12 protein-coding genes are annotated in these 12,301 nt (G+C 62.2%); 6 read left to right on the plus strand and 6 right to left on the minus strand.

Going from position 1 to position 12,301, the window contains the following annotated elements; all coding sequences use genetic code 11:
• The first annotated feature begins 17 nt into the window (after window positions 1-17).
• The 6 genes from F0184_RS05720 to F0184_RS05745 are packed head-to-tail and all read left to right on the plus strand — an operon-like array spanning window position 18 to window position 6,343.
• Window positions 18-1,595, plus strand: coding sequence for an ABC transporter substrate-binding protein (locus F0184_RS05720; RefSeq protein ID WP_150495214.1), 1,578 nt, complete (start codon window positions 18-20; stop codon window positions 1,593-1,595).
• Window positions 1,596-1,655: 60 nt separating this feature from the next.
• Window positions 1,656-2,633 carry an ABC transporter permease gene (locus F0184_RS05725; protein WP_150495215.1) on the plus strand — a complete coding sequence of 326 codons (978 nt, stop codon included), beginning with the start codon at window positions 1,656-1,658 and terminating at the stop codon, window positions 2,631-2,633.
• Window positions 2,630-3,538 carry an ABC transporter permease gene (locus tag F0184_RS05730; RefSeq protein WP_150495216.1) on the plus strand — a complete coding sequence of 303 codons (909 nt, stop codon included), beginning with the start codon at window positions 2,630-2,632 and terminating at the stop codon, window positions 3,536-3,538. Before F0184_RS05725 ends, F0184_RS05730 begins: the two co-directional genes overlap by 4 nt.
• Window positions 3,535-4,509, plus strand: coding sequence for an ABC transporter ATP-binding protein (locus F0184_RS05735; RefSeq protein ID WP_150495217.1), 975 nt, complete (start codon window positions 3,535-3,537; stop codon window positions 4,507-4,509). Before F0184_RS05730 ends, F0184_RS05735 begins: the two co-directional genes overlap by 4 nt.
• Window positions 4,506-5,504, plus strand: coding sequence for an ABC transporter ATP-binding protein (locus tag F0184_RS05740; protein WP_150495218.1), 999 nt, complete (start codon window positions 4,506-4,508; stop codon window positions 5,502-5,504). Before F0184_RS05735 ends, F0184_RS05740 begins: the two co-directional genes overlap by 4 nt.
• Complete coding sequence (locus tag F0184_RS05745; protein ID WP_150495219.1) at window positions 5,501-6,343, plus strand: N-formylglutamate amidohydrolase; 843 nt, start codon at window positions 5,501-5,503, stop codon at window positions 6,341-6,343. Before F0184_RS05740 ends, F0184_RS05745 begins: the two co-directional genes overlap by 4 nt.
• 104 nt (window positions 6,344-6,447) lie before the next feature.
• Here F0184_RS05745 and F0184_RS05750 read toward each other — a convergent pair whose 3' ends face one another.
• The 6 genes from F0184_RS05750 to F0184_RS05775 all read right to left on the minus strand — a co-directional run bounded on the left by F0184_RS05750 (window position 6,448) and on the right by F0184_RS05775 (window position 12,258).
• Complete coding sequence (locus F0184_RS05750; RefSeq protein ID WP_150495220.1) at window positions 6,448-7,758, minus strand: TRAP transporter large permease; 1,311 nt, start codon at window positions 7,756-7,758, stop codon at window positions 6,448-6,450.
• On the minus strand, window positions 7,758-8,264 hold the full coding sequence (locus tag F0184_RS05755) for a TRAP transporter small permease (protein ID WP_150495221.1): 507 nt from the start codon (window positions 8,262-8,264) through the stop codon (window positions 7,758-7,760). The genes F0184_RS05750 and F0184_RS05755 overlap by 1 nt, the downstream gene beginning before the upstream one ends.
• A gap of 65 nt (window positions 8,265-8,329) precedes the next feature.
• The gene (gene dctP, locus F0184_RS05760; RefSeq protein ID WP_150495222.1) at window positions 8,330-9,343 is read right to left on the minus strand and encodes a TRAP transporter substrate-binding protein DctP; all 1,014 of its coding nucleotides are present in this window, start codon (window positions 9,341-9,343) and stop codon (window positions 8,330-8,332) included.
• A 103-nt stretch (window positions 9,344-9,446) separates the two neighbouring features.
• A complete protein-coding gene (gene leuD, locus F0184_RS05765; protein ID WP_150495223.1) occupies window positions 9,447-10,055 on the minus strand; it encodes a 3-isopropylmalate dehydratase small subunit in 609 nt (202 codons plus the stop codon).
• Window positions 10,052-11,455 carry a 3-isopropylmalate dehydratase large subunit gene (gene leuC / locus F0184_RS05770; protein ID WP_150495224.1) on the minus strand — a complete coding sequence of 468 codons (1,404 nt, stop codon included), beginning with the start codon at window positions 11,453-11,455 and terminating at the stop codon, window positions 10,052-10,054. Before leuC ends, leuD begins: the two co-directional genes overlap by 4 nt.
• Window positions 11,455-12,258 (minus strand): GntR family transcriptional regulator, encoded by an 804-nt coding sequence (locus F0184_RS05775; RefSeq protein ID WP_150495225.1) that lies wholly within the window; start codon window positions 12,256-12,258, stop codon window positions 11,455-11,457. Before F0184_RS05775 ends, leuC begins: the two co-directional genes overlap by 1 nt.
• Window positions 12,259-12,301 lie beyond the last annotated feature (43 nt).

A 12,301-nucleotide genomic window follows, 5' to 3' on the forward strand; every position in this document is an offset into this window, starting at 1 on the left:
CAGAGGGGAGTTGACCAATGATGAAATTGACACTTGTGGCGGCTGCCAGCGCGCTTGCGCTGAGCACCGGCGCGGCCATGGCCGAGAAGCTGACCATCGGCCTCGCATCGGAGCCCACCTCCATCGACCCGCAGTTTCACAACGTGGGGCCGAACAATGCCTTGGCCATGCACATTTTCGACCGGCTGATCCTGCAGGACGAAAAGCAGCAGCTGATGCCGGGTCTGGCCGTGTCCTGGAAGCCGATCGACGATCTGACCTGGGAGTTCAAGCTGCGCGAGGGCGTGAAGTTCCATGACGGAACCGACTTCACCGCCGATGACGTAATCTGCACCTTCGAACGCGCGCCGAACGTTCCCAACTCGCCGGCCAGTTTCGCCACCTACACGAAAGGCAAGACTGCCGTCAAAATCGACAACTACACGGTGCATTTCAAAACCGAAGCGCCCTACCCGCTGATGGGCAACGACGTTTCGACCGTTTCGATCCTGTCCGACAGCGTCGGCTGCAACGGGACGACCGAGGAGTTCAACAACGGAACGGCGGCGGTCGGAACCGGGCCTTTCAAGTTTGTCAGCTACACTCCCGGCCAGTCTATCGTTCTGGAACGCAACGAGGACTATTGGGGCACCAAACCGGAATGGTCAGAAGTCGAGCTGCGTCCGATCACCTCCGGCCCGTCGCGGGTGGCAGCTCTGCTTGCCGGTGACGTGGATGTCATCTCCGGTGTTCCCACGACCGATATCGAGGTCTTGAAAAACGACGGCGAAATCACCGTCTCCCAAGGCCCGTCCAACCGTGTGATTTACCTTCACATGGACCACTTCCGTGAAAACTCGCCGTTCATCACCGGCAAGGATGGCAGCGAGATCAAAAACCCGTTGATGGATGTGCGGGTTCGCACCGCCATCAGCAAGGCGATCGCGCGGGACATCATCGTGGACCGCGTGATGGAAGGCGTCGCGCTGCCGGCCGGCCAGGTGCTTCCTGACGGCTTCTTCGGCGTTTCGGAAAACCTGAAGCCTGTCGAATACGATCCGGAAGGCGCCAAAGCGCTGCTGGCGGAGGCGGGATACGCCGACGGCTTCAAGATGACGATCCACGGCCCCAATGACCGCTACATCAACGACGCCAAGATCGCCGAAGCCGTCGCCCAGATGCTGAGCCGCGTCGGGATCGAAACGGCGGTCGAAACCATGCCGCGTTCGGTCTACTTCAACCGGGCCTCGCGGGGCAGCCCGGAAGGCCTGCCGGAGTTCAGCTTCATCCTGGTCGGATGGGGTGCAGGATCGGGCGAAGCATCGTCGCCGCTCAAGGCTCTCATTCACACCTACGATCAGGAAGCGGGCCTCGGTGCGACCAACCGTGGCCGCTACTCTAATCCGGAGATCGACGCGATCATCCGGCAAGCGCTCGCGACAGTTGACGATGCCGCCCGGCAGGATCTTCTGGCCAAGGCAACGGAAATGGCCATGGAGGATGTCGCGATCATCCCGACCCATTTCCAGGTGAACACTTGGGCCGCGCGCAAGGGCTTGACCTATACCCCGCGCACCGATGAATACACCATCGCCATGGGCGTGGCGAAAGACTGATCTTGCGCACCGGATCATCGTCCCGATGGTCCGGTGCCCTCCGCCGGGGCGCGAATTCAAATGACGGTCTTTATCATTCGACGCCTGCTTCAGGCCGCGGTCGTCGTCATGCTCATGTCGGTGATAGTCTTCTTCGGCGTCAATGTGATTGGCGATCCGGTTTACATGCTGGTCAGCCCGGACGCGGATCAGGCCGAAATTGCCGCCACCATATCGCGGCTCGGCCTCGACCGGCCAATCTGGGAACAGTACTGGCTGTTCTTGAAGGGGGCCGCCCAAGGCGATCTCGGCAACAGTTTCATCTTCGGCGAACCGGCCCTGCAACTCATCTTGCAGCATATGCCGGCCACGCTGGAGCTTGCTTTCAGCGCGCTGTTTCTGTCCATCGCGCTGGGCATTCCCCTTGGACTTTATGCCGGTCTTTATCCCGACAGTCGCATATCCAAGACCGTCATGGCGGCGTCGATCCTGGGGTTTTCCCTCCCCACCTTCTGGGTCGGCCTGATGCTGATCATCCTGTTCGCGGTGGAATTGGGCTGGCTGCCGTCCACGGGACGGGGGGACACGGTGAAGGTGCTCTGGTTTCACACCAGCTTGGCAACCTGGGACGGTCTGCAGCACGTTTTCCTCCCGGCGCTCAATCTGGCCCTGCTTAAAATCTCCCTGGCCATCCGCCTGACCCGCGCCGGCGTGCGCGAGGCCATGGGCCAGGACTATGTCAAATTCGCAAGGGCCAAGGGCATCTCGACACGGCGCATCATCTCCGTTCATGTCATGAAGAACATCATGATTCCGGTGGTTACCGTGATGGGGCTGGAGTTCGGCAGCCTGATCGGCTTTTCCGTCGTCACGGAATCGATCTTCGCCTGGCCGGGCATGGGCAAACTGCTGATCGACGCCATCCTTCAGCTCGATAGGCCCATCGTGGTCGCGTATCTGATGATCATGGTGCTGTTCTTCGTGATCATCAATCTGCTTGTCGACATCATCTATTCCCTCCTCGACCCACGGGTCCGTTTGCAGGATCAAGGCGCATGAGCGATGCAACCCTGACTTCGCCGGCGCCAAGGGTCGAGACCCCCTTCCGCCGCTTCGCGGCCGAGTTCTTCGAAAGCAAAATCGCCGCAGGTGCCCTGGTCATGTTGCTCGTGATCATTGTCCTGGCGGTGCTGGCACCCTGGATCACGCCCCAAAATCCTTACGATCTTTCCCAGGTCGACGTTTTCGACAGCCGTCTGCCGCCGGGATCGGACGCTTTCGCCGGCTACACCATGTGGCTGGGTTCGGACGGATCCGGGCGCGATCTTTACTCGGCCATTCTCTATGGACTGAGAATATCGCTGTCCGTCGGCGTGGTGTCCGGCCTCATCGCACTGGTCATCGGGATGACCATCGGCCTTATCGCGGCCTATGCCGGCGGGCGGACCGAAAACCTGATCATGCGGGTTGTGGACCTGCAACTCTCCTTTCCGGCATCCCTGGTCGCCCTCATGCTCGTGGCGATCCTCGGAAAAGGGGTCGACAAGATCATTCTGGCGCTCGTCGTGGCGCAATGGGCCTATTACGCCCGCACCGTCCGTGCGACCGCGCTGGTCGAGCGGCGCAAGGAATATGTCGAGGCCGCAAAATGCCTTGGCCTGTCCAAGGCCCGGATCGTTTTCCGCCACATCCTCCCGAACTGCCTGGCTCCGCTGATTGTCGTCGGCACGGTACAAACGGCCAGCGCGATTTCCCTGGAGGCCACCCTGTCCTTTCTCGGCGTCGGGCTTCCCCAGACAGAACCGAGCCTCGGCGTCCTGATCGCCAATGGCTTTGAGTACATGCTCTCCGGGCGCTACTGGATTTCGGTTTTTCCCGGTCTTGCCCTTCTGGCAACGGTCGTTTCGATCAACCTGGTCGGCGACCATCTGCGGGACGTGTTGAACCCGAGGCTGAAGAAATGACAGCAACGCTCGAAGTCGATGGGCTGTGCACCCATTTCTTCACCCATGCGGGGATCGTGAAAGCCGTGGACGGGGTCAGCTTTTCCGTTGGGAAAGGCGAGATCATGGGGCTTGTCGGCGAATCCGGATCCGGTAAATCCATCACCGGCTTCTCCATCCTCGGTTTGATCGACCCCCCCGGCCGCATCGTGAGCGGGGCAATCCGCTTTCAGGGCGAAAACATCGCGAACGCACTGGACCAGCGGTTGCAGAAGCTGCGCGGCAACCGCATAGCGATGATTTTCCAAGATCCCATGATGACCCTCAATCCGGTCTTGCGGATCGACACCCAGATGATCGAGGCGATCCTCGCCCACGAAAAAGTGGACCGGAGGACCGCTTGGGAACGCAGCAGGGAGGCGTTGGGCCTTGTTGGCATTCCCTCGCCCGAGGAACGGCTCCACGCCTACCCTCACCAGTTGTCCGGCGGCATGCGCCAGCGGGTGGCGATCGCCATCGCCTTCCTGAACAAGCCGGACCTGATCATCGCGGATGAGCCAACCACCGCTCTCGACGTCACGATCCAGGCACAGATCATTTATGAAGCTCAAAAGCTTACCCGCCAGACGGGCACGTCCATGATCTGGATTTCCCATGATCTGGCCGTGGTGGCCGGACTGGCCGACAGGATCGCCGTGATGTATGCCGGCCGCATCGTGGAACAGGGCATGACCGACGACGTCATCGACCGCCCGCTGCATCCCTACACCATCGGTCTTCTGGGGTCGGTGCCTTCGGCCAACAAGCGCGGCGCCCGTCTGTTCCAGATCGAAGGCATGGCGCCGAACATGCTGGCCCTGCCGCCAGGCTGTGCCTTCGCGCCCCGGTGTTTCGCCGCCACCCCGGCCTGTTCACAGGAACCGGCGGTGCAGGACGTGGCCGGCCGTCAACTGCGATGCTTTAATCCGCAGGTCCAGGAGGCCTTGTCATGAGCGCGCCCATCCTGGAAATCGACGGCGTGTCCAAGCGCTTCTACAAGCGGCTCGATTTCGCCGGAAAGCTCGCCCGATCGATCGGCGCGAATATCAGCGAAGAAACGGTCCATGCGGTCGACAAGGTGAGCCTTTCGATCGCTCCGGGCGAAGTGCTGGGCCTGGTGGGCGAATCCGGCTGCGGGAAATCCACGCTCGGCCGGGTGGTTGCCGGCATTCACGACGCAACGGAAGGAACCATCCGCTTCAAGGGCAAGGACATAGCATCGGCCTCGGCGGCGGAACGGCGGGAAGCGACCCTTGCCATTCAGATGATCTTCCAGGACCCGTTCGCGAGCCTCAACCCGCGAATGCGTGTGGAAGACATCATCGGCGAAGCGCCCCGTGTCCATGGGCTGGTCAGCGCGTCCGAGAAACAGGACTATGTCGACGAGATCATGACCAAGGTCGGTCTCGACCCATCGCTCAAGCGCCGCTACGCGCACCAGTTCTCCGGCGGACAGAGACAACGGATCGGGATCGCACGGGCTCTTGCCGTCAAACCGAAGTTTCTCGTCTGCGACGAGGCGATCGCGGCGCTGGACGTGTCAATCCAGGCCCAGGTGATCAACCTGTTCATGGACCTGCGCCAGGATCTGGGGCTCACCTATCTTTTCATAAGCCACGATCTCAGCGTCGTCGAGCACATCGCGGACCGGGTCGCGATCATGTATCTGGGGCGCATCGTGGAATGCGCCCCGACCGAAGAGCTGTTCAGGTCTCCCAAACATCCCTACACGAAGGCCTTGCTGGCGGAAGCGCCCCGGCTCGATCAGCGGCGCCGGGAGTTCGAACCGATCAAGGGGGAGATTCCCTCCCCGCTCAATCCGCCGCCCGGTTGCCATTTCAATCCGCGGTGCCCGATGGCGCGCGACATCTGCCGCTCCACGGCGCCCAAGCTTGAAGAAATCGCTCCAGGGCGCACAGCCGCCTGCCATTTTTGGAATGAAACATGACCCACACCCATCGGATCGAGACCCCGCAAGGTCCCGATGCGCCCCTGATTTTCGACAGCCCCCATTCCGGTTCCATCTATCCAGACGACTTCGACCACATCATTGACCGGATGACCCTGCGGCGGTCAGAGGACGCGCATATCGACGAACTGTTTTCCGGGGTCACGACCCACGGAGCCAGTCTTCTGCACGCGCTGTTTCCGCGCTGCTATATCGATCCGAACCGCAACGAGGACGATATCGACACGGCCATGATCGCCGATCCCTGGCCCTATCCGGTCAACCCGACGTCCAAGACGCTGGAGCGCGGGGTCGGGCTGATTTGGAAGGACATGAAAGCTTTCGGGCCGATCTACGGCCGGCCGCTGAGCGCGGCGGAAGTCGCCTCCCGTATCGAGACCTTCTGGCGGCCCTATCATGACGCACTGGCCGGATTGATGGAGACGGCCCGGACCCGGCACGGCAAGGTAATTCACGTCAATTGCCATTCCATGGCCAGCATGGGCGACCGGACCACCGAGGATGGCATGGTCGTCCGTCCGGATTTCGTGATTGGCGACCGGGATGGCAGCACCTGCGCGCCAGAGGTGACGCATACGGTTGCTACCTTCTTCAAGGAACGCGGCTATTCGGTTGCCATCAACGATCCCTACAAGGGCTTCGAACTGGTCCGCCGCCACGGAAACCCCGGCCGGGGCTCTCATAGCATCCAGATCGAGATCAACCGGGCGCTCTACATGAACGAGGCAACGCTGTGCAAACGGCCCGGCTACTTGCGCCTGCAACAGGAACTGACCGATCTGGCGGCCGATCTGGCGGCGCTGGCCAGGGTGCTGTGACCCTGCACGGGCGCCTTGTCCGGACCTGGCTGGAACGGCAGAGCCGACCGACCCTCTGCCACGGAGCAAGCGGTCGCCCGCGCACGGTTCCTTTTGCTGCCGGCCTACTGCAAACCGGGCAGCCAGGTCGCGAGGCCAGGAAACAAGATCAACAGCGCGACGACCAACAGTGAGCAGAAGATGAAAGGGATTGCGGCCCGGTAGATCTGTCCCATTGTCGTCTCCGGCGGCGCCACGCCTTTCATCACGAACAGGAGCAGCCCGAAAGGCGGCGTGGTGAAGCTGATCTCCAAGGCCAGCAGCATGACCAGGCCGAACCAGATCGGATCAAAACCGATGCTGGTCGCCAGCGGGAAAAAGATCGGGACAGTCAGGAGCATGATGGAGATCTGCTCCATGAACATGCCCAGAAGAAGAAGCACGCCGAACATCACGAGCAGCATGAAGATCGGGTCGAGATCGAACCCGGTCGCCCAGTTGATCAATCCGCGCGATGCCCCCGAGAATGCGAGGATCTGACTGAATGTCGCCGATCCAAACACGATCAGGTACGCCATCAGGGTGACCCGCAAGGCGCCCCAGACCGATTTCTTGATCGCATCCCAGGTCAGGCAGCGGTAAAGGGCGGCAAGAATGAAAACGCCCAGCGCACCGAAAGCCGCCGCCTCGGATGGCGTCATGAAGCCGTTGATCATCAGCGTCACGATCACCACCATCAGCCCGACCTGGGGCAGCACATCCGAAAGGAGCAGGGACAGTTTCTGTCCGGTCCCCAGTTCCTCCACGTCATAGGCGGGAGCGGCCTGCGGATCCCGTTTCGTCTGGATCCAGATCGTCAGCATGTAAAGGGCTGCGAGCAGGAGGCCCGGAACGATCCCGGCAATCAGTAATGCGCCCACATCGATCTGCGCCAGCGTTGCCAAAAGCACCGCGAGGGCAGAGGGCGGGATAATGATCGCAAGGCCGCCGGTGCCGAGGATTGGACCGATCGACATATGGCTTTTGTAGCCCCGGGCCTTCATCTCCGGGACCATCAGACTGCCAAGCAGCGCGGTGGAACCCATGGAGGACCCCGAGAGGGTGGAGAACCCGGTGCCGCCCAGAACGGTGACGTAGCTGAGCCGGCCCGGCAAGCGGCCGAGCAATTTGTCAATCGCGTTGAACATCCGGCCTCCAAGGCCGGTTTGAAAGAACACTTCGCCCATCAGCAAGAACAGCGGAATGGGCACCAGGGCAAAGCTGGTCAGCGCTCCCCAGCCATTGTTGAGCAGAGCGCTGACGCCCCGCTCGCCGCCCATGAAGATCCAGGCGCCGATGATGTTGGCCGCCAGAAAGGCCAGGGCCACCGGCATGCCAATGGCCATGAGAAACATGATGCTGCCAAGCAAAACAGCGAGCGCTTCATACCATTCCATTATTCGTGGATCCCCGCCTTGCCGGAATGCATCAATTCACGCCCGAAGACAAAACGGGCAAATTCGATCGCCATGACACCAAAGGCGATCGGAAAACAGACGGTCAGAAGCCAGCGCGGGTAGAAATAGGCCCGCACGTCATAGTCGTTGCGCTCCAGATTGGTCTGAAACAGGTCGAAGCCCTTCCAGGCGAGCACGACACACACGATCACGCAAAGTGCCGCGACGAACCGGCTGACGATCATGCGCGCAAGGGGCGGCAAAGCCGCTGTCACCAGTTCGATGTGGACATGACCCTTTTTCCGGACGAGCCAGGGCGCCCCCAGCATGGTCATGTACAAGAGCGCGTATTCGGACGATGTGAACAGCCAGGCAAAGGGCTGTATACCGATATTACGCATGATGACGGAGACCACCACCGACACCATCAGCCAGACCAGCATCAACGCCGCAACAAGGGCCATCATGTCAACGAACCTGTCATAGAGACGGGCAATTGCCTGCATATTCGCCGTCCTCACCTTGGGCGGAGGATGGCCCGGCTAGGCGCCGGGCCGGAGGTTTGAAACTGTTACTGATCGCCAGCCGGATCGTAGAACAGTTCGATCAGCCGGTCGTAATTGTCCGTTCCGCCGGGCTGTTCGGCCATCAGGCCGCGCATCCGCTCCCAGGTGGTTTCCCGGGCCGCTTTCAGATAGTTCGCCTTGGCTTCGCCCTCGAGGCTGACAACCTGCATGCCCTGCTCTTCCAGCTTGGCGAAGTCATCATCCCGTTTCGTGCGAAGCGCCGCGACGCTGTCCTTTTCGTGCTGGATGGCAACGTCCTGAAGGATCTTCTGGGCTTCAGCGCTCAGGCCGTTCCAAGTCTCGAGATTGACGATCACGCCCAGATCGGTCGAGAAGAAGCAGGGCTCGATGCGGTAGTTGAGGAACTCGTTCCACTTCAGGTCAATCAGGCCGATCTGGGTCCACCCCGTGGCGTCCACCACACCGCGCTGCAGGCCGGCATAGACGTCTCCGGTCGGCAGATCGATCACCTGCGCACCGAGATAGTTGGAGAAGAATGCGTTGTACACGGCGTTGCCGCGCAACTTGAGGCCCGAAACCTTGAGATTGCCATTCTCATCGAACTCGGGGGCGTTCCGCGTCCACAGATTGTAGCACACACCGGAATCGAACCAGCCGAGATACTTCAGACCCATCTTCTCCTGATGGATTTGATCGATCAGCGCGGTGCCGCCGTTTTCGCGGGTTTCGACCGCGGTCAGGTTCGAGGCGACCAGGGCGTCCTTTTCCGGCAATGCGCCGCCATAGAAGGATCCGGGCGTGTAGACCATATCGACAATGCCGTCGCGCACCGCATCAGGCTGCTGGAACATGCCAATCGCTTCCGGTCCGCCCCGGACATCGATCTGGATCACACCTTCGCCAGCCTCGTTGACCTTGTCGACAAAGGCCAGGAAACTCTGCGTATAGATCAGGGTTTCCGGAAAGGCATGGACAGCCGTAATCGTCTCCTCCCCGTATGCGGCCGACCCGATGAGGGTGGACCCGGCGACGAGAGCGCCGATCACAGATTTCTTCATGGAATTCTCCTCATTTTCCCCGAGGCTGGAAGGCCAACCCCCATTTTGTCGGAACGGCTGAAGCCCGTTCCCTGCAACTTCGCGCGTCTACCGGCGCGAATCCTTAGCCATGCCCAGGCCACGACCACGGCGCCTGGCGGCGATGGCGCGCGCAAAACGCGGCGATCTCCTGCCCGTGGGCCTTCGTCAGGTCGATGTCGTCCCAGCCATTGATCAGTTTGTCGCGCGCATCCGGGGCAAGGCGCAGTTCGATCCCCCGGCCGGCCAGAAAAATCGCACCTGCGGCCAGATCGATCCCCACCTCCGCCGTATCGGCGCCGAGGGCGGCGATCAGGTCCTCCACCACCGCTGCCCCGGCTGACGCGGGCAGAAGTCCGTTATTGATCGCATTGGCGGCGAAAATGTCCCCGAAGCTGGGGGCAATAACGGCTTTGATCCCAAAATCGACGAGTGCATAGACCGCCGCTTCCCGGGAGGATCCACAGCCAAAATTCCGGCGGGTCACAAGCACGTTCGCATCGCGGTGCCGGTTCAGAACAAACGCCGGATCGGCCTTGCCCGCACTGTCGAAGCGCAAGTCGTGAAGCAGGAAGGAGCCATAGCCCTCGCCACGCGGCGCGGACATGAAGCGGGCCGGGATCAATTGGTCGGTGTCGATGCTTTCCAGGGGCAGCGCCACCGCCTGTCCCGTGAAGCGGGTCCAGCCGCTCATGCACGCCCCTCCAGCAATGGCCGGACATCCGCCAGCCCACCCGCGACCGCCGCTGCGGCGACCATCGCCGGCGACATCAGATGGGTCCGGGCCCCCCGTCCCTGACGCCCGCGAAAATTCCGGTTTGTCGTGGACGCGCATCGCTTGCCGGCGCCGACAATATCCCCATTCATGCCAACGCACATGGAACATCCCGGCTCGGCCCATTCCAGGCCGGCCTCAATGAAGATCCGGTCGAGACCCTCCTGTTCGGCCTGCGCCTTGATCTTGCGCGAGCCGGGCGACACGAGGCCGGGCACCTTTGCCCTGCGCCCGCTGAGCACGGCCGCTGCAGCCCGCAGATCCTCGATCCGCGCGTTCGTGCATGACCCGATGAAGACGGTATCGATCGGCGTTCCCGCGAGCGGTTGCCCGGGTATCAGGCCCATGTAGTCGAGCGCCTCGCGGGCCCGCTCGGCCCTGCCCTGCGGCAGGCCCGCGGGGTCGGGAACGGAAGCGGTGACCGGCAAGGCCTCTTCCGGGCTCGTGCCCCATGTCACCGTTGGCGCAATGTCCGCCGCATCCAGCAAAATCTCCCGGTCGAACAAGGCCTGCGCATCGCTGGCAAGGTCCATCCACACCTGCGCGGCACGATCAAACTCCGGACCGGCCGGCGCGAATGGACGGCCGTGCAGATAGTCCACGGTCACCTGGTCAGGCGCGACCAGGCCACATCGCGCGCCGCCCTCGATCGACAGGTTGCACAGTGTCATGCGGCCCTCCATTGAAAGGTTCCGCACGGCGGCGCCGGCATATTCCACCGCATGGCCTTGCGCGCCGTCGGCGCCAAGCCTGGCGATCCAGCACAGCGCCATATCCTTGGCGCTGACGCCGGGGCCGAGCACGCCTTCGATCGTGATCCGCATGCGTTTCGGGCGTTTTTGCCAGATCGTCTGCGTGGCCAGCACATGCGCCACCTCGGTTGCGCCAATTCCAAAGGCGAGCGCGCCGAAAGCCCCGTGGGTTGAGGTGTGGCTATCGCCGCAATTGATGGTCAGTCCGGGCAGCGTCAAGCCCTGCTCCGGCCCGATCACATGGACAATCCCCTGGCGTGGATCGTCCAGACCGAAGCACCGGAATCCATGGGCCTCGGCATTGGTTTCCAGCGTCCGGACCATGCGTTGAATGTCCGGCGCGGCCGCCGCCAGCCCTCCGCGCGTGGGGGCGTAATGATCGACCACACCGAAGGTCAATTCCGGCTGGGCCAGCGCCATCCCACGGGCGGCGAGTTTCGCAAACCCGTGGTGGGATCCTTCGTGGACAAAATGACGATCCACCCAAAGCAAGGCCACGCCATCCGGCCGCTCGAGCACGACATGCCCGTCCCACACCTTGTCAAAGAGAGTGCGTGGCGCGCTCATCAGTTGCCCTCCGTCTCGCCGGGGCCGATCACCGGCTCCCAATGCCGGGCCTGGCCCGAACCGACCCGCGCGAGCGACATTTCAAGCCGGAACAAATCGGGCCGGTAGTAGGCCGTGAGGTGCTCCACCCCCCGGCCGGAAGCATCCCGCACAACCCGCTTCAACGACAGCAGCGCCGTCCCTACGGATATCCCGAGCGCGTCGGCGACATCGGGAGCTGCCAAGGTCGCGGTCACGCTTTGGTGGGCGCTGTCCACCTGAACACCGCTGCGCTCCAGCAACTGGAAGAGCGGGGTCGTGGCAAGATCGGCCTCACCGTAATGCGCGGCAATCTCTTCCGGTACGTGGGTTGTCAAATGCGAAAAAGGCACATCGTCGACGAGACGAACCCGGATCGCCGTTTGCACGCGCGCGGACGCCTGCAGATCCAATGCGCGGGCCACCGCCGCTGGGGGCGCCCCGTAGGCGAACGAAATCAGGCGCGCGGTGGTGTTCCGGCCCATCTCAACAAGCTGCGGCATAAGGGACGCCATATCGCCGGCAAGCGGCGATGGCACTTCTTCACGCTGCTTCACAAACGTACCGGACCCGGCGCGCTTTTCGATCAGCCCATCGGCGGCCAAAGCGTCGAGTGCCCTGCGTATGGTGACCCGGGACACGCCGTGCACCTCGGCCAGCCTCTGCTCTCCGGGCATCACCCCACCTTCAGGGAGAGTGCCATTGGCCATCTCGTCCCGCAGCAAAAGATAGACCCTGCGGGCCTTCCCGCCTTCCGGCAAACTCGTCTGCAGCAACTCGCTCACACGCCACCTCCTTCTCGCGGACACAACGGTAGCCTCTGATTAC

It is taken from the genome of Roseibium aquae, assembly GCF_008711285.1.
GTDB lineage: Bacteria > Pseudomonadota > Alphaproteobacteria > Rhizobiales > Stappiaceae > Roseibium > Roseibium aquae.